Raw genomic sequence first — 24431 nt, 5'->3', positions numbered from 1 at the left:
GCCTATTCACTTGTTTAGTGTGAAGGAGGAGGGGAAAATAAGGATGAGGAACAGATTTCATAGGAGGTTATCAAATGAAAGTTCTCGTTATTGGAGCCAATGGAAAAGTAGGTCAACATATTGTCGATAAACTGGTAGAAACCGAGCACACACCTTATGCAATGGTCCGTAAGAAAGATCAAATCCCTCAATTCGAAGAAAAAGGCGTAGAAACCATACATGCAGATTTGATGAGAGATTTTGGACATGCTTTTAAAGGAATGGATGCCGTCATCTTCGCGGCAGGATCCGGCCCTGATACAGGTGCAGACATGACGATCGTCATTGACCAGGAAGGGGCGATCAAGGCAGCGGAGCATGCGGAAGCCAATGGGGTCAAACGGTACATGATGTTAAGCTCAATCGGAGCAGACCGTGCCGAAGAAGCTCCTGATGATTTCAAATTTTATCTTTATGCTAAACGACGCGCAGATGAATACTTGAAAAGTACGGAGCTCGATTATACCATCGTCCGTCCAGGCGGTCTGACTAACGAGACAGGCACCGGTAAGGTGACGCTAAAAGAACGTACAGACCAGGGAGAGATTCCGCGTGAAGATGTGGCCGCCACACTTGTTCACCTTCTTTCTGTGGAAAATTCCATCCACCAAAGCTACGACCTCATCAGCGGCGACACACCGATTGAAGAACTATAATAAAAGAAGGAGCCTCGTGCTCCTTCTTTTTTAGTCGTTTATTAAAGTTTATGGCAGGGTTGTGGGAGGCTCAGTGTCGAGATGTTTCAGGGTTCGTTTGCCGTGTTGAGCGTTAGGGATGGCCGGGAAGCAGCTCGCTTTCCTGTGGGGGAGTGCCGAGCTTCCTCGGACTACGTCCTGCGGGATCTCGCCTATCTCCTTCTCCCACGGGAGTCTCGCAGCTTCCCAACCACACCATTCCATGAAGGTGAAACGAACCTCTTAACTGAGGAAGGGTGCCTTCCACTATCCTGGTGTCATAAGCATAAAGCACTTTACAACAAGCTTTTTTCATGCAGTATAGCGCCCTTAGGAGTTCATTCCATTGGAATTACCATGTGCATAAAAGCAGCTTATTCCAGAAGTGGTTTCGAGATACTTCTATGGCAAAGGGGCGGAGGGGAATGGCGAGACTCCTGCGGGAAAAAAGTGCATGGTGAGACCCCACAGGACGCAGTCCGAGGAGGCTCACCGCGCTCCCGCGGAAAGCGAGCTATTCCCCGCAGCCCCCATCCACTCAACAAAAGCCTCGACACTGAGCCTTCCACAATTGGGAGCATGTATGTAAAAGGAATGTGATGAAAATGACAGAACCATGACGAAAAATGAGCGGATTTTAATGCGGAATTAGGTTTAGCTGTTCTGAAAACGGGTATAAAAATTCTAGACAGAATTGCAATAGACACAAGGAGGGGGAGCTTTGGGTAACCCGGAAGTGATCGTGTACACAAGTCGGAACTGTCACTATTGTGAGAAGGTACTAGGAACATTGGAAGATTGGGAAATTGATTATGAAGAGCGGAATGTATCAGAGAACCGTGACCATTTCAGAGAACTGCAAAGAAACAACATTTACGGTACACCCGCTGTATTTATAGATGGAGAAAAAATTCTCGGTTATCAAGAACGTAAAATGAAACAGAAGCTGAGAATAAAAGAAAATCCTCAGTATATCAGGACTGACTCCATGAATTTTTCCTAAGGGTTTCGACAAGTGATGATCATCACTTGTTTTTTTTGTCCGAAATCATCAATAAGCCAGGGATATCTATCGCTTTCGTTTCACTTTTTCATGAGCTTTTTCATAGGCTGAAGTATCATACGTTAAAGGTGGAACGTTCATGTACCCATATAATCCTTACTATTACTACAATAATGGCTGGTACCGGTATCCTTCCAGTCCCCCTTACCAACAGGCGAATTATCAGCAAATGTCCAATAACCAGGGAAACGTCTGGGGTTATGCCCCGTACAATCAACCCATGTATGGTTTTCAAAATCCCTACGTGAATAGTTACGACTATACAGGTTATACTGAGACCGGGAATCAGAATTCTTCATTCAACGTCGGTAACATGTCCAAAGGTGTCATGAGTTATTTTCAAAAAGAAGACGGCCAGATCGACTTCGACAAAATGATGTCGACGACTGGTCAGGTCGTAAAGACAGTTAAGGATGTCAGTCCAATTGTTAAAGGGATCGGGACATTCGTCAAAGGAATCAAGTAAACCGCGCGCTATTCATTTAGCGCGCATTTTCTTTAGACATTGGTTCATGTAAACAAACATTTGGCTGATTTGTTTATGCGATGATCACAAAGGAGCTTTAACTTTCCATACCTTAAGTGGGGTAACAGAGCGAGTCCCTCTTTTTAAACAAGGTGATTTTTCATGTAAAAGATGGAAAATGGTTATGTTATAATGTTTCGCATAACGAAATAAATAATCGGGTGGAGGCGTAGGAACATGAGTATCGGGTGTTTATGTATTCACGGGTATACAGGAAGCCCGGATGAAGTCCAGCCCCTTGTCGACTTTCTGGAAGCACGAACGGATTGGGAGATTGTCAATCCTACGCTTCCGGGACACGGAGAGGATTTGGACCTTGAAGGGCACTATTATCAAGAATGGATTGCTACAGCAGAGCTCGCTTTGCTGGACCTCATGAAAAGACACGATACCATTTACATCATCGGCTTTTCCATGGGCGGAATGATTGCTGCTTACTTGACAGCGAAGTATCATCTGAATCGTTTGGTGCTTTTATCAGCGGCTGGGAAGTATGTGAGTCTCCCACAGATGTATAAAGATATTCTTGCAATGATCGCAGATGCATGGAACGGCGTGCTTGCGGATAATGAGCTTTTTCTCAGGTACCAGAAAAAGTTGAAGGATACTTATCTTTTTTCTACATTCGAATTTATGAAGTGTGTGCAATTCACACGGCCTTATTTACAACAGGTGCGCTGTCCTGTGCTGATCATCCAAGGCGAGCTGGATGGGATGGTGCCAAAGAAAGCGGCTTTGTATTTGGAGGAAGAAATTCCGTCAGAAGAAAAAGAGGTCATTTTCTTGAAGAAGTCGAAGCACTTGATCTGTCATGGGGATGACAGCGACGAACTGTTTGATAAAGTGATGGATTTTGTAAGTCAACCATAGGGGGAAGAGAAACATTGAAGAATAATCGTGGACAACCCATCCAGACACCTTTTTATTATGGATGGGTTGTTGTGATGATTGCCGGTTTGAGCGTGTTCTTTTCAGGACCTGGTCAAACCTATTCCATTTCCATTTTTATTGATTATTACATAGAAGATTTTGAGTATTCACGGTCGTTGGTTTCTGGTATTTATTCAGCGGCTACATTGTTAGCGGGAATCACGTTGTTTATGATGGGGCGCCTCATTGACCGTTTCGGACAGCGGACGATGATGGTTGCGATTGGTTCGTGTTTAGCTTTAGCTTTGTTTTGGAATGCTTTTCTTCTCGGGCCAATCATGATGTTTCTTGGGTTTTTTATGATCCGATTATTCGGGCAGGGATCGATGACATTGATCCCGAACACGCTCGTGCCCCAATGGTTCATAAGGAAAAGAGGAAGAGCGCTCAGTATTATGGCGATTGGTGGATTTGCCAGTTCTGCTTTGTTGCCGCCGCTGAATACATGGTTGATTGAATCGTTCGGCTGGAGGGCAACGTGGGGGTTATGGGGATCCGCGCTGTTAATTCTTTTTGTTCCTTTGACCCTCTTCTTTGTCCGTAACAAACCTGAGCACATTGGTGAAGTGCCTGACGGGACACCGAAGCCGGTCAAAGGAGAAGAAATGAAAAACCCGAACGTTGAGGTCAATGAAAAAAGCTGGACATTGAAAGAGGCTATGGCGACGAAAGCCTTTTGGTTTCTTTTGTTTTGTGTCACCGTCCCAGCTCTCGTCAACACGGCCATTACCTTCCATATGGTATCAATCATGGATTTAAGAGGGTTGGATACAGGGGTAGCTGCGATGGTACTGACGTTGATGGCCGTCGTCGGATTTCCGGTTACATTCGTCAGCGGTTATCTGGTCGATCGTTTCAAGGTGCATTATATTTTGGCCATCACGTTCTTCGGTCACATCTTTACCCTGGTCATCCTTTTGTTCACCAATTCATGGTGGATGGCGGTTGCTTTCGGTATGTTTTGGGGCTTTGTCAACGGCTTTGAGCGGATCGTATTGAATATTGTCTGGCCGAATTATTTTGGAAGAGAACATCTTGGGAGTATCAAGGGGCTTGCGCAAACGGTTATGGTCGTCGGTTCCGCGCTTGGTCCACTGCCGTTCGGTTTGTTTTTTGACTGGCTCGGTGGTTATCAGGAAGTCATTTTGTTGACGATCCTCTTCCCGGTGACTGCAGGAATTCTCGCTTTATTGTCACCCCAGCCGGAATATGAGGATTATCATGCATAAGAAAAACGTCAGAGGGAAAAACCTCTGACGTTTCTTTAGTCTTTAAAGAATGCGATGACGAGTCCGCCTTCTCCTGCATAAGTAGAAATGAGTGGTCCTGTCTCCATAAAGAGAGAATCTTTGAAGTTATACCGTTCTTTAATGGAATCCAGCACTTTCTTGCCTCGTTCTTCATCGTTACAGTGAGACATCGCAATGACGCGGTCTTCCAAATTGGATGCATACTCACCGATTTGTTCGACGAAACGGCGCAAAGATTTCTTGTTGCCTCGTACTTTTTCCGTTACTTCGACTGCACCTTCTTCATCACTTGCTTTCATGAGAAGTTTGATGTTCAATGTTTTGGCGAGTGCACCTTTCACTTTATCAAGTCGGCCACCTTTGATGACATTTTCTAACGTCTTCAAAATGAATAGCGTTGTTGTCTTCTCAATTCGTTCCTCCATATGGGAGATGAGCTCTTCAAAGTTGTACCCTTCTTCCATACGGGCCGTCGCTTCATTTACAAGCAATGCAATGCCACAGGAGGCTGTTTTTGTATTGAGGACAGCGATTTTACGGTTCGGTTCTTCCTCAAGGAGCATGTCCTTCCCCATGACAGCACTCTCATAGGTGCTGCTCAGTCCTTGAGTGAGGGCAAGAACAAGAATTTCATCGTCTGCGTCGATTTGTTTGTATTTTTCATAGAAGTCATTCGGGCTTGGAGAAGAAGAACGAGGAAGTTCCTCAGACTCCTTTAATTTTTTATAAAACGTAGGCAAATCAATCGTTTCACCCGTTTTATAGTGTTCGTCTCCGAAGTGTAAATTTAGCGGGACATAGTGTATGCTGTGTTTTTCCATCATTCCATGAGGCAGATCGCCGCCTCCATCTATGATCAGTTGTATCGTCATTCCTTCACCTGCTCTCTTAAATTCTTCGTACTATTGGGGATTTCCCCTTCTTATTCCGTATTATATCAAATTTAACGGCCTATCGACGGTCTGTTTCATGTGTGAATTTCGGTTTTACCTTTTTCATCGTGCTCAATATGAACATCATCAGCCCGAAAATCACAATGGATCCTCCTAGCCATTGTGTCCACGTGATCACTTCATCCAAAATCCAATAGGCTAAAATAGAAGCCCCGATTGGTTCGACGAGTACAGCCATGGAAATCGTCGAGGTGCTTAGCCATTTCAACGTCCAGTTGAACAGCGTATGTCCGAAGAAGGTCGGAATAATCGCAAGACCTAAGAAGATAAGCCACTGATTCCTGTCGTAACCGGTAAAAGAATAACCGAGCGTCAGGTTATAGAGAAGAAGTGTGGCCGCGGCCATCCCATAAGCAATGAACGTATAGGTCATGATGGACTGACGTTTACGTAAATTCTGCCCAAGCAGGAAATAACCGGTAACGGTAATCGCACCAAGCAGGGCCAGCAGATCACCGAACAAAGCCGTACCGCTAATTTGAAAGTCGCCCCATCCGATGATCACGCTTCCTGTCAACGTGATGACAAGACTCAGAATGGCTCCCATGGTAAATCGCTCTTTGAAGAAGAGATAGGTCCCCATAAAAGCGAAGACCGGCTGGAGGGCGACCAGGACGACGGAACTTGCAACGGTCGTGTAATCCAATGATTCAAACCACAAAATAAAATGGAACGCGAGAAATACTCCAGATAAAATGGCGAGAACCCAATCTTTCTTATTTGTTTGTTTTATTTCATCGAAATGTTTCCATAATACATAAGGAGCCATAATTCCGACGGCAATGGCCAGACGGTAAAAAGCGATCATCGCAGCTGGCGCATCTCCTGCGAGCTTGACGAAAATCGCGGAAGTGGAAATGGAAAGGACGCCAATGAACAAAATCATATATGGTTGAACTGGAGGCTTTTCCAAGCGAGCCCTCCTCTGGTATACGTCAGTTTTTCCTCATTTTATCATTATTACGTTTGAAAAGCATAGCCGAAATGTGTAGAATTAACTATGTTATATGTGTTATGATGAATGAATCTATCAGGCAGATACCAGAGAAGCCTCTCCCGTTTCCTGTGGCAGAAGGCTTTTTTTACATGTATATAGGTAGAAGATTTAAACAATAAAGGAGTATGAAATTACTGTGACAACATTTCAATCACTAGGATTATCAAAACCTATCCTAAAATCATTAGACGTTATGGGTTTTGAAGAAACAACACCAATACAAGAACAAACGATCCCTCTAGGACTAGAAGGGAAAGATGTCATTGGTCAAGCTCAGACAGGTACGGGAAAAACGGCTGCATTCGGTATTCCGATGCTCGAAAAAATCAACAAGCAAGTGAAAGCCGTTCAAGGACTTGTCATCGCCCCGACAAGGGAATTGGCTATTCAAGTAGCAGAGGAGCTGAACCGTCTAGGTAAAGGAAAAGGCATTCGTGTCCTGCCAATTTATGGTGGGTCGAACATGGAGCGCCAAATCCGTGCCCTGAAAAACAACCACATCGTCGTAGCAACACCAGGACGTTTGCTGGACCACATCCGTCGTAAAACGATCAAGTTGGAAGATGTACACACAGCTGTACTTGACGAAGCGGATGAAATGCTGAACATGGGCTTCATCGAGGACATTCGTGATATTTTGAAGGCACTTCCGGAAGAGCGTCAAACATTGCTTTTCTCTGCGACAATGCCGAAAGAAATCCGCGATATTGCCACAACATTGATGAACAACCCGGAAGAAGTGAAAGTCAAAGCGAAAGAAATGACGGTTGAAAACATCGAGCAGTTCTTCGTTGAGATTCCGGAAAAACACAAATTCGACACCCTGACACGCTTGTTGGATATTCACGATCCTGCATTGGCGATTGTCTTCGGTCGTACAAAACGTCGTGTTGATGAAGTAGCTGATGGTCTTCAAGCTCGCGGCTTCAGTGCGGAAGGCATTCATGGTGACTTGACGCAAGGAAAGCGTATGTCCACATTGAACAAGTTCAAACGCGGACGCATCGAGATCCTTGTTGCAACAGACGTTGCTGCACGTGGTTTGGACATTTCCGATGTATCTCACGTGTACAACTTTGATATTCCGCAGGATCCAGAAAGCTACGTTCACCGTATTGGACGTACGGGACGTGCCGGTCGTAAAGGGAAATCCATTTCCTTCGTAACCCCTCGTGAAAAAGATCAGCTTCACCTGATCGAAAAACTTACGAAGAAGAAAGTGGAACGTCTGAAAGTGCCATCTTCTGAAGAAGCGGCTCGCGGACAACAAAAAGTTGCTGTTGAGAAGTTGGCAGAAACGATCACAAACAACGACTTGAATAACTACAAGCAGGCAGCTAACGAACTGCTTGAACAGTATGAGTCCACAGAACTTATAGCTGCTGCGCTGAAAATGATGACAAAAGAGCGCAGTGAAGTACCTGTCCGTTTGTCTTCTGTTCAACCGATCAGTGTGAAAAACGCGCAGCGTGACAAGAGTAAAAAAGGTGGCTACCGCAAAGGTGGAGGCGGCAAGCGCAACTTCAACAACAAAAATAAATCCCGCAACCGCAACTTCAGCGGTAAAGGCGGAAGCAAGCGCGGCAATTATCAAAACAAAGGCCGCAGCTAATAAAGGTCATTAAAGTAGATCAGTCCTCTGTGTGAGGGCTGATCTTTTTTGTTTCGGTAACAGTTGGTGGGGGGGCTGTCATTGAAGGATGTGGCAGTACGGTATTTTATCAGTTGGTTTCAAGCTTTTATCGGTGGGTTTTAAGTATTTATCAGTCACTTTCAAACCTTTCTCGGTAGGTTTGACAATTTCATCGGTGACTTGGTTATTTTGAGCATCAGGCGGTCTGGTAGAAGATATAAAAAAGACTCCACCCCGGAGGGTGAAGTCGTTACATGCGGTTCACAAGTGCGAATAAAGCCAGGAAGATAATGATTCCCCAGATGATGTACTTGCCTGTGTTTCTTCCATATTTTCTTTTCTGCCATCGATTCGGATCGAAAGATATGTCATCACTGTCCGAACGCGAATGACGGGTGCGGACCTGCCATAATGAGAAACGGCGGGCATTTTTCAGGATGACAGGTGCAATGGCAAAACCGCCAATCAGTCCGAATAAGTGACCGAAAATATTGATGTTTGGCCGTGCAAACGTCATAAATAAGCCGATCGCAAAAATGGCAAGGATGATTTGTGAATTGGCGGTATCAATCAAGTGTTTCCGGTTCATGACCATAAATAAGTAAACACCGAAAATACCGAAGATGGCTCCCGAGGCCCCAAGGTGCCAATAATAAGCATCCGGATTAACGATAAACGTCCCGAGGTTGCCGACAATGCCGGCGAATAAATACATCACGACGAACTTTCCTTTTCCTAACATCTGCTCAAGGGCTGGTCCGAAAAGCACGAGGGAAAAGGAGTTGAACAGGGCGTGGGTGAAATCTCCGTGTAAAAAAATCGGAGTGACGAGGCGCCAATATTCGCCGTTCAAAATCAGGGCATTCATCCCAATGCCCCATTCTTTCAAGTCAACCGCAAAGCCCAACTGAAGAAAATCCATCAATAGCCATAAGGCGAAATGAAGACCGACAAGAAAGGAAACAATCGGATAGAACCGTATAAATTCTTTAAAACTCTCCGTTCGTACAAACATGACTAATCTCCTTTTTTACATTCAAGGTTAATATGATGGGCAGGGAACGTGCATGAAGTTCATGGGACTTCTACTCTAATGTAATCCGTGCCGCTTCTTCGTATTCTTTTTTACCGTGAAAAGATTCGGGTATACTGTTCATAGATTGTTAATGAAAAGGAAGATGAATCGTGATCAAAGGCATCGGTGTGGATATTATTGAATTGGATCGTATTAAACAAAGTATAAAGCGAAGAGAACGCTTTGTTCAACGAATACTGACTGAAAAGGAGCATATCCGTTACGAAACGTTGAATGAAAAAAGGAAAGTGGAATATTTAGCGGGACGGTTTGCGGCGAAAGAAGCTTTTGCCAAAGCGACAGGTACAGGGATCGGCAAGCTGGGCTTCCATGACGTTGAAATTTTATCAAATGAAACGACGGGGGCTCCTATGATGAAAGCGAAAGGCTACGATTGCTATCAGTTGTGGGTGTCCATCAGTCATAGTTCAGAACATGCCATTGCTCAGGTGGTTTTGGAAGAGTGCTAGGGAGGTATAGGAGGGCAGACATAATTACATAGGTTGTCTCATAACATTGTAATGCGGGTAGGAGGGAACGAATTGGATATTGTTACCGCACAAGAAATGTACGAACGGGATCGAGTGGCCATGGAAGCTGCTGGACTAGATGGGAAGATGCTCATGGAGAATGCGGGGAGAGCGGTTACGTATGACTTGCTCCGCCACATTCGAAAAGAGCATACGATTGTCGTCCTGATAGGTGCTGGCAATAATGGCGGCGATGGTTTCGTCATTGCCAGGACGTTGTTGAACCTTGGATACGATGTGGAGGCTTGGCAAGTCGTTCCGGACGCAAAGATCACTGGAGATGCAGAAGCACACAAGAGGATATTCCAAGCTTCTGGTCACCCGTACAGACTATTGAAGAGTTCGGAAGACTTGAATACTTCTCTAGGTCGTGCAGATGTATGCATCGATGCGATGCTTGGGATCGGAGTGAAGGGGAGGCTGAAAGAGCCCTACGTGGATATTGTCCGTCTCTGTAACGAGAAATCAATCGTAAGACTTGCCGTGGACTTGCCTTCTGGTGTTCCTGCAGATGAAGGCCAAGAGGATTTTGAGGCATTTCAAGCTCATTACACGTCGATCATCGAAGCGCCGAAGCAGAGTGCCTTTTTGCAACACACACAGCCATACTATGGCGAATGGTCGGTCGTGGAAATCGGAATTCCACCTAAACAACTTCCGGATCCCCGGAGGAGGCTTTGGGATGGAGCTGATGTGAAAAGGACCTTGCCTGAACGAGATGCTCATTCGCACAAAGGATCGCACGGAAAAGGATTAATCATTGGAGGATCTCCCTTGATGCCGGGCTCTGTCGCTATGACGGCAAGAGCGTCTCTGCGGAGCGGGGCTGGATTGATTGCGGTATCTACGGATCCTGAAGCGATCCCTGCGATTTCTCCTTATGTGCAAGAAGCGACTTTTGTAGAAGGGAGAGATGGCGGACAAGTACCTGACCTGGAAGGATACGATGGTATTGCTTTCGGCATGGGATTTGGCCGCGACTCTAAGAAGGAGAATGTGGTGGAGCGATTGATCGAGGAGAAAGAAACTCCTTTACTGGTGGATGCCGATGGGTTGTATCTTTTAAAAGGTTTCCTTCCAGCGTTGGAAAAGAGGGAAGCTCCGACCGTTTTAACGCCCCACCCAGGTGAGTTCGCCCATTTGTCGGGTCTTTCCATCAAAGAGATCTTGAACTCTCCTTTTTCCCACTCCAAAAATTTCGCTGAAGAGCATGGCGTGTACCTCGTTCTGAAAGGACCCTCAACAATCATTACAAGTCCTGATGGGGAACAGCGGGTGGACATTTCAGGCAATGCAGGCCTCGCTAAAGGTGGAAGTGGTGATGTTCTTTCTGGTATTCTGCTCAGCTTGATGATGCAGACAGAAGATGTGTGGGATGCCTTGAGCAATGGTTGTTTCCTTCATGGAACGACGGCTGATTTACTCGTGCAGGACGGACATTCGAAGGTTGACCTACTCGCCTCTGACGTCATTGAAGGTTTATCCCGGACGTTCCGTACATTTTCTTCTTGATCCATATCATACGTTCCCTTTGTCCTTAAGTAGAGACAAAGGAGTTGAGTCTTATGCAAAGACGTTTTCTGATCCTGTTGTTCAGCCTGTTCGTCTTAGGTGCTTTGACAGCTTGTGGCTCACAGTCGAAAGAAGATGTCGTCAAAAAGCTCGAAAAACAGTCGGAAGAAATGGCTGGATATAAGACCGAAGCGAATATGAAGATGCGTACAGGGAAAGAAGAACAGAAATACAACATTCAAGTGTGGCATAAAAAGGATGATTTTTACCGCGTGAAGCTTCAAAATGATCAGGATGAAAAAGGGAGCCAGATCATTTTGAAAAACGATAGCGGCGTGTATGTCTTGACGCCTGCCTTGAACAAGAGCTTCAAGTTCCAAAGCGAGTGGCCTCAAAACACAAGTCAGCCTTATCTTTATGCTTCGCTGCTGAATGATATCAAAGCGGATCCGGATGCAGAGTTCAATGCTTCCGAAAACTACTTTGTGTTCAAGACGAAGACAAACTATCAAAATAACAAAACCCTGCCGTTCCAGGAGATTTATTTTGATAAAAAAACGTACCACCCTGTCATGGTGAAAGTGTTTGATCAGGACATGAATGCACTCGTGGAAGTACAGTTCGCGAACTTCTCCAAGGACGATTCGATGAAGAAGGAAGACTTTGATGTCGATAAGAACATGGCCATGGCGCCGACAGAAGCCCCTGTTGCGAACATGGAAGGGGAAGAGCTTGAAGAAGTGCTGTATCCACAAGAGACTTTCGGAGCTGAACTTGCAGATGAACGTGAAGTGAAGACGGACGAAGGAAAACGATTCATTATGACCTATGCAGGTGATAAAGACTTCACATTGGTTCAGGAAAAAGCGGAAGTTCAAGCGGCAAGCGCTCAATACTCTGTCCAGGTAAATGGTGAACCTGTCCAGCTTTGGGATGGAGTTTTTGCAGCCTATGAACACAACCGTCTGGAATGGAACCATAATGGTACGACATACCAGCTGGCGAGTAATGAATTGACGCAAGATGAAATGGTCGCTGTCGCAAGCTCAATCAACACAGCTGCGATGGTGAAATAAAACTGGAAGGAGCAGGCTTAACGGTCTGCTTTATTTTTTGGTCTTCCATCACTATGATTAGGAAGATGTTCCTCAAGCTTCAACCTCCGGACTCACGAGATTTTTTGTTTTCTTAAGAGTCCATCATCAAATCTATCCAATATTCCTGCTTTTTTTATGATATTTGACACCGGCTTCTTCTCATTCAATAATAAAAAGATATAGAGAGAGAGGAGCGGTCATGGTGGCAAGGGAAACGTATTACAGAGATTCAATCGCAGAAGTTGAATTGACGGCGATTGAGTATAATATACAGCAATTGAAACAACGATTGGACAAAGAGACAGACATTTGTGCGGTGGTCAAAGCGGATGCCTACGGTCATGGGGATGTGCAAGTCGCAAGGACTGCCCTGAAAGCGGGAGCGAAGAGTCTTGCGGTCGCACTCCTTGATGAAGCATTGAAATTGAGAAAAGCAGGAATTGAGGCCCCGATTCTCGTCATGGGCTGGACGCGTCCTCAGGATGCTGCCGTCGCTGCTGAGTACAACATCGCTTTGACGGTTTTCCAAAAAGATTGGCTGAAGGAAGTGGCGGGTCTCCAGAGTTCTGATCCTTTGAAACTTCATTTGAAGATCGATACAGGAATGGGGAGGATTGGTGTACGAACGGCGGTAGAATTAGAAGAAGTCCTCGCTGTTCTTGCTGAAACCCCCGAGTTTCATTTGGAAGCTTTGTTCACGCATTTTGCTACAGCGGATGAGGAAGAATCAGCGTATTTTAATGAACAACAAGAGCGTTGGGACGAAATGTTTTCTTGTTTTAAGAGGAATTGGGCAGAAGATGTCGAAATTCATACTAGTAACAGTGCGACAAGTATGAGGGTTCCGGAGCGGATGGATCATTTTGTCCGTTTTGGCATCAGCATGTATGGGCTTTATCCTTCTCCACATGTCAAAAAAGAACGACCGATCGACTTGAAACCTGCTTTTTCACTGTCGAGCCGACTGGTCCATGTCAAAAAAATAGCGGCCGGAGAATCGATCAGTTATGGGGCGACTTACACAACAGAAAAAGAAGAGTGGATCGGCACCATTCCGCTTGGTTATGCGGATGGTTGGATCCGTAAGCTTCAAGGAGCGGAGGTTCTCGTCGACGGGAAACGTCAGCCGATTGTCGGAAGAATTTGCATGGATCAATTCATGATTCGGCTGGATCAGGAATATCCTATAGGGACAAAGGTTACCTTAATTGGTAAACAAGGGGATCAAGAAATTTCAGCCGATGAAATAGCAGAGCATCTCGAAACGATCAATTATGAGATTCCCTGCATGATCAGCCAAAGGGTGCCGAGGGTTTTTCAAGAAGATGGGAGAACGGTAGAAGTGAGAAACTCCTTATTGTGAGTAAGCTTCCCGATTTCGGACAATTCTCCCGATGTAAGGATAAAAGCTTTCATTATTCACGAAAAAATTCCAACACTCCTTTGCAATGGACACTCCCGTTTGATAAGATTAGAGTGGACTAATTGACTGGTTTCTTTTGAGAGAAGATGGTGGAGGTGTATGGTTTTGTCCGATAGCATGCAGGAGATTGTCATCCGGATTCCGGATAACCTACTCAATGAAGTGGATGGCTTCATTCAACTCGATAACAGTGATCGGAGCGATTTCATGTGTCAAGCAACGAAAATGTATTTGCGTGAGAAGAAACAGCGACATATTAGAGAATCCATGCGTAGAGGCTACATGGAAATGGCGAAAATCAATTTAAATATCGCTTCAGAAGCGTTTCAAGCTGAAGAGGAGGCCGAACACACCCTGGAGCAACTAGTGAGCGGGGTGTGAAGCCAGTGATAGTCAAACGAGGTGACGTTTATTTCGCTGATTTGTCCCCAGTTGTGGGATCAGAACAAGGCGGGGTTCGTCCTGTACTCGTCCTTCAAAATGATATTGGTAATCGTTTTAGCCCTACCGTGATCGTAGCCGCGATTACAGCGCAAATACAAAAAGCCAAACTTCCAACACATGTCGAAATTAATGCAGAAAAATACGGGTTCGAGCGAAACTCTGTGATCCTACTGGAACAAATCAGAACGATTGACAAACAGCGTTTGACCGATAAGATTACTCAACTCGACGAACCGATGATGCAGCAGGTCAACAAAGCCTTGCAGATCAGCCTCGGTTTGATCGACTTTTAATCGGAAAGTACGTCGTGGATGAAAAATAAAGTTACCTCTTTATGGTAACTTTATTTTTTTTTGCTTTTGTGGTTTATAATGGGCATATACAGGGTATTGATGATGGCGTGTTTTTTATTTATGGATTTTTATTAGGTAGATTTATCATATTACAGAGGGTTTGGGAAAGATACTCATGTGTAAGTGGAACGGATCCTGCCCTTGCTAGGAGAACGAGGGCAAATAGTGTTAAAGAAAGTCTTTTTCTGATAAAATTATATCCAAATAGTATAAGGACGAACAATAGAGGGTATGAGGCGGAGGTTTAGATAATGGACGAAAGACTGAAAAATGTAGTGATAGAACATAGTGATGACATTGTCAAAATGTGGTTGGAGGAAGTCAACACACATAAGAAGAATGATTATACATCGACGATTTCTGATGAAATGTTCGAAAGCACTAACCGTGAATTTGTCAACGTGATTTTTTCCAGTATTGAGAAGCAGGGATTATCTTCTGACTTGGATGATTTCTCTGAACGCTTAATCAATCTTGGGTGGCCGTTGAGTTATTTAACGGATGGGATGCAAGTGTTCCGTCGTGTAGTGACGGATTTCATCCTCAAACAATCGGATAAAATCGATTCGGATTACTTTTCTGAGGTCCTTCGTAAAGTAGATGGCTGGGTCGACCCGATCATCAACCGTCTTGTCAACGAGTATTCAGGAAGCTGGGAGCACATTGTTTCCTTGCAAAGGGTAGCTTTACAAGAGCTTTCCGCACCCTTGATCCCCGTAATGGAGAATATTACGATCATGCCTCTGATCGGAACCATTGACACGGAACGGGCCAAGTTAATCATGGAGAACCTGCTGGATGGAGTGATCAAACATAACGCCGAAGTTGTTTTGATCGATATTACAGGTGTTCCTGTTGTGGATACGATGGTTGCCCATCATATCATCCAGGCGGCTGAAGCTGTGCGGCTGATCGGTTCACGTTGTATATTGGTGGGCATCCGACCTGAAATCGCACAGACGATTGTGAATCTCGGCATCGATTTAGGGAAGTTCCCTACGAAGAGTTCACTGCGTAAAGGGTTCCAAACAGCATTAGAATTGACAAATCGTCGTATTGAAGAAACCCAGAACAACGATGAAGACATCGAAAAACTAATAGATTCACTAGACAGGGAGTGAAAACATGAGGATACCTATTTTAAAGCTTCATAACTATTTACTCATTTCCATACAAATCGATTTGGATGATCAGACGGCCATCCAGTTCCAAGAAGATCTTTTGAGCAAGATTCATGAAAGTGGAGCGACAGGTGTCGTCATTGATTTGACATCCGTTGATATCATCGATTCTTTCATTGCTAAAGTTTTGGGAGACGTTGTGACGATGTCGGATTTGATGGGGGCCAAAGTTGTTTTGACGGGGATTCAGCCGGCAGTTGCGATGACTCTGATTGACCTAGGTATACACATGCAAGATGTCCCGACAGCTTTAGATCTAGAACAAGGATTGATCAAACTTCGCCAGGAATTGGAGGAGTGAATATGGACTTCCAATCCTGTGTCAATATAAAGAAGGAGTGGGACATCGTCGGAGCCAGACAACTTGGACGAGATATATCCAGAAAGATCGGCTTCGGGACTGTCGATCAAGCAAGGATTGCCACGGCCATCTCTGAACTGGCACGGAACATTTATTTATATGCTGGAACAGGCAAAGTCTGTTTCGAAGCGCTAGAAGACATGAATAAAAAGGGAATTCGGATCGTCGCTACGGATGAAGGACCCGGAATCAAAGATATCAGCCAAGTGATGGAAGACGGTTTCACCACGTCAGGAGGGCTCGGAGCAGGACTGCCAGGGGTGAAACGGTTGATGGATGACTTTGATATTGTATCTGCAGAAGGTGAAGGTACGGAAATCACTGTCGTCAAATGGCTCCGTTAAAGGAGGTAATAAGCAATGAACACATTAAAGCTCGATTTAGAAAATTATAAAGAACTATTACAAGAGTATATTAAGACCGAGGATGAGCAAGCTCTATATCAAGCGGAACAGTTCAGTAAGCACTCCATGCAGCAGAACATATCGCCGGAAGAGATCATCAATGTTCATATCCAATCGCTACAGGAAATATACCCGGATATGCCTAAGTATATTCAGTCATCTATGAACTTTCTTCTAGAAACCATGATCTCTTATGGATTGGCTTACCAGGAGTACCAGACGTTACGGGAGAAGCAGCTTGAGCTCAAATCGGAAATTTCCGTCGCAGCCAATATGCAGAAAACGTTATTGTCTACAGTGAAACCTGATCTGTCCGACATTGATGTAGGGGCTTTGAGTGTTCCTGCGAAGCAAATGAACGGGGACTATCACCACTTCGTCCACGATGGAAAAGGGAGTCTGGGAATCGCTGTCGCCGATGTCATAGGTAAAGGTGTACCCGCTGCTCTCTGTATGTCGATGATCAAATATTCGATGGACAGTTTTTCAGGAATGCGGACAGACCCTAGTGTTATTCTGGGAAGTTTGAACCGTGTGGTGGAGCGGAACGTGGATGCAAGCATGTTCATTACGATGTTCTATGGTTTGTATAATTCGAACGAGCATACGTTTACTTTCTCATCAGCTGGTCACGAACCAGGTTATTACTATCATAAAGACCGTGATGAGTTTGAGGAAATCGATGTACCGGGACTTGTACTCGGCGTATCTCCTGAGGTCACTTATAAGCAGTATGAAAAGAGGGTGGAAAAAGGAGACATGATCATCCTTCTGACCGATGGTGTAACCGAATGTCGACAAGGAGACCGATTCATCGACCAGGAAGAGATCTTGCATGTCATTAAACAATATTCCCATCTTCCGGCACAGGGAATTGTGGATCAAGTGTATAAACATTTTGAACGTCTGCAGGACTTTCAGTTGAGGGATGACTTCACATTAATTATTTTAAGAAGAAACGTTTAACAAGTGTTTATACAGGGTAACAAATTATGTAGTACGTTTTTAAGGAAACATTGGGAGGGATTACGATGAATTTATCAATAGATGTTACGAACAATGAAGGTGTTTCAAATGTCGTCCTAACCGGAGAGGTGGATGCATTCACAGCACCCAAATTAAAAGATACATTGCTGCCGTTAACAAAGGAAAAAGGCCAAGTCGTAGAAGTGGATTTTCAGGATGTGAATTACATGGATTCCACAGGTCTTGGTGTCTTTATCAGTGCCTTGAAATCGACGAAGGAGCATGAATCAGAGATGCGCCTTGTCCATATGCAGGACCGTGTTTACCGCCTCTTTAAGATTACGGGATTAACAGAAATTATAAACATCGAGTCTACAGTGCAAGGTGGAATGTAAACATGGAACCATTTGATTTTGTTGAAGTGAAGGTACCTGCCAAAGCGGAATACATCGGGGTTGTTCGCCTGAGCATCTCAGGGATTGCCAACCGGATGGGATTCACTTATGAAGATATCGAAGATTTGAAAGTAGCTATTTCAGAGGCGATTACCAATGCAGTGAAACATGCATATAAAGAAACGGGTGAAGGGGAAATCACCATCGGTTTCGGTGTTTATCAGGACAGGCTGGAAGTCATGGTCGCTGATCATGGAGGAAGCTTTAACCTTGGCGAAATTAAGGAAGATATCGGACCTTACAAACAAGATGATGATATCGAAGAACTGCGCGAAGGAGGCTTTGGCCTGTTTCTTATCGACGCTCTGATGGACAAAGTTGAAATTAATAGCAAATATGGAGTCATTGTCCTTATGACAAAATATCTCCATGAAACCGGGGTGGGTCAAGATGGCGACCAAATCACAACACCACAATGAGGAAGTTTACGAATGGATCGCCTATCTACAAGAGAACCCGAGAGATGAAGAGATCCAGGAAAAGGTTGTTCTCGTTTATAAGGACCTTGTAGAATCCATTGCTCGTAAATACTCTAAAAACAGCACGATTCATGAAGACTTGGTTCAAGTCGGCATGCTTGGGCTGTTAGCGGCAATCAGAAGGTATGATCCCGAATTCGGGAAGTCCTTCGAATCGTTTGCCATACCGACGATCATCGGGGAAATCAAACGCTTCATTCGTGACAAAACTTGGAGCGTCCATGTCCCTCGTAGAATCAAGGAGCTTGGACCGAAAATCAAAAAGGTGTCGGAAGAACTAACGAACACATTGCAGCGGTCTCCATCCGTTAAAGAAATCGCAGATGAGTTAGAAGTATCTGAAGAAGATATCCTTGAGACGATGGAAATGGGTAAAAGTTACAAAGCTCTGTCAGTTGACCGTAAGATTGAAGCAGATTCTGACGGAAGTACCGTAACTATCCTTGATTTAATTGGAAATCAGGAAGATGGCTATTCCAACATTGACCAGAGGATGCTTTTAGAAAAGATTCTGCCGATCCTTAGTGAACGTGAACAGGAAATATTGCAATGCACGTACTTTGAAAATATGAGTCAGAAAGATACAGGCGAACGGCTGGGAATTTCCCAGATGCATGTATCCCGTTTACAAAGACGGGCCTTGAGAAAGCTGAGAGAAGCCTTGCAGTCTGAATCTGTCGAGGTATTCTAGTGGAAAAGGAGAATAAACGGGTGGATTTATCTATTTTCCAAAAAGCCAAGAAGGGGAACTATTATTGCGGTGACAGCTATTTCTACAAGGAAACAGAGGAAGCTTTCCTTTGTGCCTTAGCTGATGGTCTCGGTAGTGGTGAAATGGCCCGTGAATCATCCAAAGCTGTAATGGAAGTGATAGAGGAACATCCTGATTTGTCTTTAGAAGCTCTCATCAAGAAATGTAATGAGGTATTGGTAGGGAAACGAGGAGTCGTTCTGGGGATTTTGAGGATCGACTTTGAAGCTCGTACTTACTCTTATTCTTCGATAGGTAACATCGGGGTGATTACGGTGGACCCGGATGGGAAGCGAAATCGCAACATTCCGTTGGCTGGTTACTTATCAGGTTATCCACGCAGGCTAAGAATTTCTCACGGAACTGTGCAGAAAGGGATGGTATTCCTGATGTTCTCAGACGGAGTCAATGACCGTCGCCTGTCTTCGAAGTTTACTCATTCCAAAGACGTTGAGCAAATCACTCAACATTATAAAGAATTATACGGTCAATCACGTGATGATGACATCACTCTGATTGCCATGGCTTATAATTAAAACCCTTCATTCGAACCGTAAGGTAGAATGGAGGGTTTTATTGTTTTTGTAAGTGGCAGTAATCGAGCCGGATCTATCTAGGTAGGTATTGGGTGGACGCTCCTTTTTTTCTGTACCGGGTACCAGTTTTCTGAATTTGGTACCAGGTACAGAAAAGTGTCTCTCTGGTACCAGGTATGAAAAAAGGATGTTCTGTACCTGGTACCTATTCTTTAATCAGTGGTACCAGGTACGCATCAGCCCTATAAGTATTCTTTTTTATAATTTGATACAATGGATGAGACGTTACTGAAGGAGGTCTTTTATTTGAGTGAAATTAATAAAAGTACCGAGCTTATGAAGCTCGTAGCAAAACAGACGAAATTGAAGAATACGACAATTAAACAAGTCATTGAATTGCTTGAAGAAGGAAATACGGTCCCGTTTATCGCTCGTTATCGAAAAGAACTGACAGGCGGGTTGGATGAAGTACAGATTAAGGAAATTGAAGATCAGTGGAACTATGTGACCAACCTTGTCCAGCGTAAGGAAGAAGTCATACGCCTCATTGATGAACAGGGCAAACTGTCCGAAGATTTGCGTCACCAAATTGAATCCGCTGAAAAACTTCAAAAGGTGGAGGACTTATACCGACCTTATAAACAGAAACGTAGGACAAGAGCGACAGTCGCAAAAGAGAAAGGGCTGGAACCTCTCGCAACTCAAGTTTGGGAACAGCAGAACATCGATTTTGAGAAGGAAGCAGAAGCCTTCATTTCTGATGAGCATGAAGTGAATACGGTTGAGGATGTCCGGGCAGGAGTGAACGATATCATTGCCGAATGGATTTCGGATGACCCTACATATCGAGAAAAGATTAGAAAGCAGACGCACGATAAAGGTGTCATCGCTTCATCTGAGAAGAAAGCAGATCAAGATGAAAAAGGCATTTTTGAGATGTATTATGACTACCAAGAACCCGTTCGCTCTATTGTGTCCCACCGTGTCCTTGCTCTTAACCGTGGAGAAAAAGAAGAAATCATTAAAGTTTCCGTTCAGCCTCCTGAAGAAGCGATTGTTCAATACTTGGAGAGGACCGTCATTAAGCGTCATACGGTAGGTAAGATCCGGGTCATCCTGGAGGAAGCAATACAGGATAGTTATAAGCGTTTAGTTCAGCCATCTGTTGAGAGGGAGATTCGAGGCGCATTATCTGAACAGGCCGAGGAACAAGCGATTGAAGTTTTCTCGAGTAACTTGCGGAACCTTTTGCTGCAACCCCCGTTGAAAGGGAAGGTGGTTCTGGGAGTAGACCCAGCCTACCGTACCGGATGTAAGCTTGCCGTCGTAGATGAAACAGGGAAAGTGCTGGACATTGGCGTCATCTACCCAACAGCACCTAGGAATGATACGGCAGGAGCAGAGAAAAAGATTCTTGCCTTCATGGATACGTATGACATTGAGCTGATGGCCATTGGGAATGGGACAGCTTCCAGAGAAACGGAACAATTCATCGCAGATATGATTCAAAAACATCAGCTGAACGCCTCTTACATGATTGTGAATGAAGCGGGGGCAAGTGTGTACTCAGCTTCCAAGCTTGCACGTGAAGAATTTCCCGATTTTCAAGTGGAAGAGCGAAGTGCAGTATCCATCGCTCGTCGTGTCCAGGATCCATTAGCAGAACTCGTGAAAATTGACCCTAAATCGATCGGGGTCGGGCAATACCAGCACGATGTAACCCAGAAAAAACTGAATGAATCGTTATCGTTCGTTGTCGAAACGGCGGTAAACCAAGTTGGGGTTAATGTGAATACTGCTTCTTCATCTCTGTTGCAGTATGTATCAGGGCTAAGTAAAACGGTTGCGAACAATGTGGTGAAAAAAAGGGAGGAGTTAGGGAAGTTTACAAAACGTACCGAACTCAAAGATATTCCACGCTTAGGTGCAAAAACATTTGAGCAAAGTATCGGGTTTTTACGAATATTAGATGGAAAAGATCCTCTTGACCGCACACCGATCCATCCGGAAAGCTACAAAGCGACACGGGAACTGCTGAAGAAGTTTGGATTTACAACCGGAGATATCGGAACGGACAAGTTAGCAGAAGAATTGAAAGGTGTGGAGCCATCCTCTGTAGCTGAACAACTGGACATTGGTGAGTTGACACTGCAGGATATTGTTAAGTCTCTCGTTCAGCCCGGCCGAGACCCAAGGGATGACTTACCGAAGCCATTGCTGAAAACCAATGTTCTTTCAATGGAAGATTTGGAACAGGGGATGGAATTAGAAGGAACCGTAAGAAACGTCGTAGACTTCGGTGCTTTCGTAGATATTGGTGTGAAACAAGATGGGCTTGTCCATATCTCGAAGCTTGCCGACAAATTCGTCAAACACCCCATGGATGTAGTGGCGGTAGGGGACGTCGTTACCGTTTGGGTCGATCAAGTGGATGTACAAAAGCAGAGGATCGCTTTGACCATGATTAATCAAGGGTAATGCTAATGAACTGCCTGGGGAGAGAAAACTTTCCGGGTAGTTTTTATTTGTATAGGTGCTGATAGTAATACCAGCATTGGTTCAGCATTTTAATCTGATATTTATCTTTGTTCAAGAATGCTTTTGTCATTTGGTTCTTCAACCAGGAAGGCATAAGAAGTCATCTCCTTCATATTCAACTTTTTTCATTCTTATGATACAGTATGCAAAGGACAAGGGAGGTGTTCCTATGACAGATCAGGAATTGCAGCAATGGACCGATGACTTATCGAAAAAATACTTTGACAAGCCTTTTGTCCATGATGTATACTTCAACTCTCGTCTTCGGACAACAGGAGGGAGATACATTCCTTCAAAAAAAGTGATTGAAATTAATCCGAAATATATAGTAGAATTAGATGGTGTCGAATTAGAAGGTATTATTAAACATGAGCTTTGTCATTATCACCTTCATATTGAAGGAAAAGGTTTTGGGCATCGCGATCCTGAGTTCAAGGCTTTATTAAAAGAAACGGGCTCTCCACGCCACTGTTCACCATTGCCCTCTGAAAAAAGCGGGAACTTCCATCACTATGTTTGTACAAAATGCGGACAAACATACAAGCGGAAAAGACGGGTGGACACGAAACGCTTTGGATGTGGGAAATGTAAAGGGAATATAAAAAAGAAGTAAATTTTCCATTGACGAAAGAATGGCCACATGTTAAATTAATTAAGTCCTAACAAAACAAGCCAAAAACACATGGAAAACGACTTAAAATTTCATGCGAAAAAGGTTTGACAGCAAGGGCGAAATGTTATAAGATATAAAACGTCGCTGATAAACAGCAACGAACAATATTAATTATTCCAACGTAGCTCAGTGGTAGAGCAATCGGCTGTTAACCGATCGGTCGTAGGTTCGAATCCTACCGTTGGAGCCATCACGGAGAAGTACTCAAGTGGCTGAAGAGGCGCCCCTGCTAAGGGTGTAGGTCGCGTAAGCGGCGCGAGGGTTCAAATCCCTCCTTCTCCGCCATTTATTTTTGGCCCGTTGGTCAAGTGGTTAAGACACCGCCCTTTCACGGCGGTAACACGGGTTCGAATCCCGTACGGGTCACTTGAATTTATAAAGGTCCGGTAGTTCAGTTGGTTAGAATGCCTGCCTGTCACGCAGGAGGTCGCGGGTTCGAGTCCCGTCCGGACCGCCACTCTTTTTTGGGCCATAGCCAAGCGGTAAGGCAACGGTTTTTGGTACCGTCATGCGCTGGTTCGAATCCAGCTGGCCCAGCCATTTTCTTTTCAAAAAAGAGTTGACAAAAAGCTGAATAAGTTATATGATGTTTCTTGTGCTTCAAAAAACAACATCATCATTGAGTGTTACAGATTCCTTTAATAGGAGCCATTAGCTCAGCTGGTAGAGCATCTGACTTTTAATCAGAGGGTCGAAGGTTCGAATCCTTCATGGCTCACCATTTATTATGCGGGTGTGGTGGAATTGGCAGACACGCTAGATTTAGGATCTAGTGCTTCACGGCGTGGGGGTTCAAGTCCCTCCACCCGCATTATCCAATTATCATGATCAGCATCCCATTGTTTACTACAGCAATTTGCGGTCGTGGCGGAATCGGCAGACGCGCTAGGTTGAGGGCCTAGTGGGAGGTAATCCCGTGGAGGTTCAAGTCCTCTCGGCCGCACCAACTTTTTTAAAAAAGTACTTGCGTCAAAACACAAAAGATGATAACATATTGAATGTCGCTTTTTTAATGCGCCCGTAGCTCAATTGGATAGAGCGTCTGACTACGGATCAGAAGGTTAGGGGTTCGACTCCTCTCGGGCGCGCCATTAACGGGAAGTAGCTCAGCTTGGTAGAGCACTTGGTTTGGGACCAAGGGGTCGCAGGTTCGAATCCTGTCTTCCCGACCATCGAAATCCTTAATAACAACATGATACACTTGCGGGTGTAGTTTAGTGGTAAAACCTCAGCCTTCCAAGCTGATGATGAGGGTTCGATTCCCTTCACCCGCTCCATTTTATTGAATGTCATCGGGGCCTGTAGCTCAGTTGGTTAGAGCGCACGCCTGATAAGCGTGAGGTCGGTGGTTCAAGTCCACTCAGGCCCACCATGATTCATTTGATCTTTGAAAACTGAACGAACCAACCAGTACGTCAAAACATTTCTTCTTTATAGAAGAGATTTGAAACAAAGCACATTCGGTGTGCAAATGAGCAAGTCAAACTTAACTTTTATGGAGAGTTTGATCCTGGCTCAGGACGAACGCTGGCGGCGTGCCTAATACATGCAAGTCGAGCGCGGGAAGCGAGTGGATCCCTTCGGGGTG

26 protein-coding genes, 12 tRNA genes and 1 rRNA gene are annotated in these 24431 nt (G+C 44.6%); 35 read left to right on the top strand and 4 right to left on the bottom strand.

Annotated features, from left to right (window positions below; translation table 11 throughout):
* Window positions 1–74: 74 nt before the first annotated feature.
* From GLV98_RS17340 to GLV98_RS17320, 5 genes are all read left to right on the top strand, one after another.
* Window positions 75–695 (top strand): SDR family oxidoreductase, encoded by a 621-nt coding sequence (locus GLV98_RS17340; protein ID WP_160917310.1) that lies wholly within the window; start codon window positions 75–77, stop codon window positions 693–695.
* A 739-nt stretch (window positions 696–1434) separates the two neighbouring features.
* The gene (locus GLV98_RS17335) at window positions 1435–1716 is read left to right on the top strand and encodes a glutaredoxin family protein (RefSeq protein ID WP_160917309.1); all 282 of its coding nucleotides are present in this window, start codon (window positions 1435–1437) and stop codon (window positions 1714–1716) included.
* Window positions 1717–1855: 139 nt separating this feature from the next.
* Window positions 1856–2242 (top strand): YppG family protein, encoded by a 387-nt coding sequence (locus GLV98_RS17330; RefSeq protein ID WP_160917308.1) that lies wholly within the window; start codon window positions 1856–1858, stop codon window positions 2240–2242.
* A gap of 237 nt (window positions 2243–2479) precedes the next feature.
* A complete protein-coding gene (locus GLV98_RS17325; protein ID WP_160917307.1) occupies window positions 2480–3172 on the top strand; it encodes an alpha/beta hydrolase in 693 nt (230 codons plus the stop codon).
* A gap of 74 nt (window positions 3173–3246) precedes the next feature.
* A complete protein-coding gene (locus GLV98_RS17320; RefSeq protein WP_160917397.1) occupies window positions 3247–4461 on the top strand; it encodes an MFS transporter in 1215 nt (404 codons plus the stop codon).
* A gap of 35 nt (window positions 4462–4496) precedes the next feature.
* On the opposite strand, the gene GLV98_RS17315 is transcribed toward GLV98_RS17320, so the two are convergent.
* Window positions 4497–5354, bottom strand: coding sequence for a DegV family protein (locus GLV98_RS17315; protein ID WP_160917306.1), 858 nt, complete (start codon window positions 5352–5354; stop codon window positions 4497–4499).
* A 79-nt stretch (window positions 5355–5433) separates the two neighbouring features.
* Entirely contained in the window at window positions 5434–6348 is a 915-nt protein-coding gene (locus tag GLV98_RS17310) for a DMT family transporter (RefSeq protein WP_160917305.1), read from the bottom strand.
* Between the two features lie 220 nt (window positions 6349–6568).
* On the opposite strand from GLV98_RS17310, the gene GLV98_RS17305 reads away from it, so the two are divergent.
* Window positions 6569–8044 (top strand): DEAD/DEAH box helicase, encoded by a 1476-nt coding sequence (locus GLV98_RS17305; RefSeq protein WP_160917304.1) that lies wholly within the window; start codon window positions 6569–6571, stop codon window positions 8042–8044.
* A gap of 271 nt (window positions 8045–8315) precedes the next feature.
* Here the strand turns inward: GLV98_RS17305 and GLV98_RS17300 are convergent, their stop codons facing one another.
* Entirely contained in the window at window positions 8316–9080 is a 765-nt protein-coding gene (locus tag GLV98_RS17300) for a rhomboid family intramembrane serine protease (RefSeq protein ID WP_160917303.1), read from the bottom strand.
* A 170-nt stretch (window positions 9081–9250) separates the two neighbouring features.
* Here GLV98_RS17300 and acpS point away from each other — a divergent pair, with 170 nt between their 5' ends.
* From acpS to GLV98_RS17225, 15 genes are all read left to right on the top strand, one after another.
* Entirely contained in the window at window positions 9251–9610 is a 360-nt protein-coding gene (gene acpS / locus GLV98_RS17295) for a holo-ACP synthase (protein WP_160917302.1), read from the top strand.
* A gap of 72 nt (window positions 9611–9682) precedes the next feature.
* Window positions 9683–11182, top strand: coding sequence for an NAD(P)H-hydrate dehydratase (locus GLV98_RS17290; protein WP_160917301.1), 1500 nt, complete (start codon window positions 9683–9685; stop codon window positions 11180–11182).
* Window positions 11183–11235: 53 nt separating this feature from the next.
* A complete protein-coding gene (locus GLV98_RS17285) occupies window positions 11236–12258 on the top strand; it encodes a LolA family protein (RefSeq protein WP_160917300.1) in 1023 nt (340 codons plus the stop codon).
* Between the two features lie 220 nt (window positions 12259–12478).
* Window positions 12479–13642, top strand: a complete 1164-nt coding sequence (alr, locus tag GLV98_RS17280; protein ID WP_160917299.1) for an alanine racemase — start codon at window positions 12479–12481, stop codon at window positions 13640–13642.
* Window positions 13643–13801: 159 nt separating this feature from the next.
* Window positions 13802–14083 carry a CopG family ribbon-helix-helix protein gene (locus GLV98_RS17275; RefSeq protein WP_027956786.1) on the top strand — a complete coding sequence of 94 codons (282 nt, stop codon included), beginning with the start codon at window positions 13802–13804 and terminating at the stop codon, window positions 14081–14083.
* A gap of 5 nt (window positions 14084–14088) precedes the next feature.
* Complete coding sequence (locus tag GLV98_RS17270) at window positions 14089–14439, top strand: type II toxin-antitoxin system PemK/MazF family toxin (protein ID WP_035511328.1); 351 nt, start codon at window positions 14089–14091, stop codon at window positions 14437–14439.
* A gap of 311 nt (window positions 14440–14750) precedes the next feature.
* A complete protein-coding gene (locus tag GLV98_RS17265) occupies window positions 14751–15620 on the top strand; it encodes an RsbT co-antagonist protein RsbRA (protein ID WP_160917298.1) in 870 nt (289 codons plus the stop codon).
* Window positions 15621–15624: 4 nt separating this feature from the next.
* Window positions 15625–15981, top strand: a complete 357-nt coding sequence (locus GLV98_RS17260) for an STAS domain-containing protein (protein WP_089654561.1) — start codon at window positions 15625–15627, stop codon at window positions 15979–15981.
* Window positions 15982–15983: 2 nt separating this feature from the next.
* Complete coding sequence (locus tag GLV98_RS17255; RefSeq protein WP_160916883.1) at window positions 15984–16385, top strand: anti-sigma regulatory factor; 402 nt, start codon at window positions 15984–15986, stop codon at window positions 16383–16385.
* Between the two features lie 15 nt (window positions 16386–16400).
* Window positions 16401–17411, top strand: coding sequence for a PP2C family protein-serine/threonine phosphatase (locus GLV98_RS17250; protein WP_160917297.1), 1011 nt, complete (start codon window positions 16401–16403; stop codon window positions 17409–17411).
* A 65-nt stretch (window positions 17412–17476) separates the two neighbouring features.
* Window positions 17477–17806 (top strand): STAS domain-containing protein, encoded by a 330-nt coding sequence (locus tag GLV98_RS17245; RefSeq protein ID WP_089654564.1) that lies wholly within the window; start codon window positions 17477–17479, stop codon window positions 17804–17806.
* Window positions 17807–17808: 2 nt separating this feature from the next.
* A complete protein-coding gene (gene rsbW / locus GLV98_RS17240; RefSeq protein WP_115825019.1) occupies window positions 17809–18285 on the top strand; it encodes an anti-sigma B factor RsbW in 477 nt (158 codons plus the stop codon).
* Window positions 18257–19036, top strand: a complete 780-nt coding sequence (sigB, locus tag GLV98_RS17235; RefSeq protein ID WP_160917296.1) for an RNA polymerase sigma factor SigB — start codon at window positions 18257–18259, stop codon at window positions 19034–19036. Before rsbW ends, sigB begins: the two co-directional genes overlap by 29 nt.
* Window positions 19037–19056: 20 nt before the next feature.
* Complete coding sequence (locus tag GLV98_RS17230) at window positions 19057–19632, top strand: SpoIIE family protein phosphatase (RefSeq protein ID WP_337193769.1); 576 nt, start codon at window positions 19057–19059, stop codon at window positions 19630–19632.
* Window positions 19633–19968: 336 nt separating this feature from the next.
* Complete coding sequence (locus GLV98_RS17225) at window positions 19969–22110, top strand: Tex family protein (protein ID WP_237417182.1); 2142 nt, start codon at window positions 19969–19971, stop codon at window positions 22108–22110.
* A 43-nt stretch (window positions 22111–22153) separates the two neighbouring features.
* Here GLV98_RS17225 and cmpA read toward each other — a convergent pair whose 3' ends face one another.
* Window positions 22154–22264, bottom strand: a complete 111-nt coding sequence (gene cmpA, locus GLV98_RS17220; RefSeq protein WP_089654570.1) for a cortex morphogenetic protein CmpA — start codon at window positions 22262–22264, stop codon at window positions 22154–22156.
* A 75-nt stretch (window positions 22265–22339) separates the two neighbouring features.
* Here cmpA and GLV98_RS17215 point away from each other — a divergent pair, with 75 nt between their 5' ends.
* From GLV98_RS17215 to GLV98_RS17150, 14 genes are all read left to right on the top strand, one after another.
* Complete coding sequence (locus tag GLV98_RS17215; protein ID WP_160917293.1) at window positions 22340–22783, top strand: SprT family protein; 444 nt, start codon at window positions 22340–22342, stop codon at window positions 22781–22783.
* A 175-nt stretch (window positions 22784–22958) separates the two neighbouring features.
* Window positions 22959–23033 (top strand) — tRNA-Asn (locus tag GLV98_RS17210).
* A 4-nt stretch (window positions 23034–23037) separates the two neighbouring features.
* Window positions 23038–23128: transfer RNA gene (locus GLV98_RS17205), tRNA-Ser, on the top strand.
* A 9-nt stretch (window positions 23129–23137) separates the two neighbouring features.
* Window positions 23138–23209 (top strand) — tRNA-Glu (locus GLV98_RS17200).
* 14 nt (window positions 23210–23223) lie between these two features.
* Window positions 23224–23300 (top strand) — tRNA-Asp (locus tag GLV98_RS17195).
* A gap of 8 nt (window positions 23301–23308) precedes the next feature.
* Window positions 23309–23383, top strand: a tRNA-Gln gene (locus GLV98_RS17190).
* 105 nt (window positions 23384–23488) lie between these two features.
* Window positions 23489–23564: transfer RNA gene (locus tag GLV98_RS17185), tRNA-Lys, on the top strand.
* Window positions 23565–23572: 8 nt separating this feature from the next.
* Window positions 23573–23654, top strand: a tRNA-Leu gene (locus GLV98_RS17180).
* Window positions 23655–23701: 47 nt separating this feature from the next.
* A tRNA-Leu gene (locus GLV98_RS17175) sits at window positions 23702–23789 on the top strand.
* A gap of 68 nt (window positions 23790–23857) precedes the next feature.
* Window positions 23858–23934, top strand: a tRNA-Arg gene (locus GLV98_RS17170).
* A 4-nt stretch (window positions 23935–23938) separates the two neighbouring features.
* Window positions 23939–24015: transfer RNA gene (locus tag GLV98_RS17165), tRNA-Pro, on the top strand.
* 31 nt (window positions 24016–24046) lie between these two features.
* A tRNA-Gly gene (locus GLV98_RS17160) sits at window positions 24047–24120 on the top strand.
* Between the two features lie 18 nt (window positions 24121–24138).
* Window positions 24139–24215: transfer RNA gene (locus GLV98_RS17155), tRNA-Ile, on the top strand.
* A gap of 120 nt (window positions 24216–24335) precedes the next feature.
* A 16S ribosomal RNA gene (locus tag GLV98_RS17150) occupies window positions 24336–24431 on the top strand; the annotation flags it as partial.

The sequence above is a fragment of the Halobacillus litoralis genome, assembly GCF_009856415.1.
GTDB classification, from domain to species: Bacteria; Bacillota; Bacilli; order Bacillales; family Halobacillaceae; genus Halobacillus; species Halobacillus litoralis_C.
Note: the sequence above shows the minus strand (reverse complement) of the source record. Positions and strands in the feature narration are given on the sequence as shown.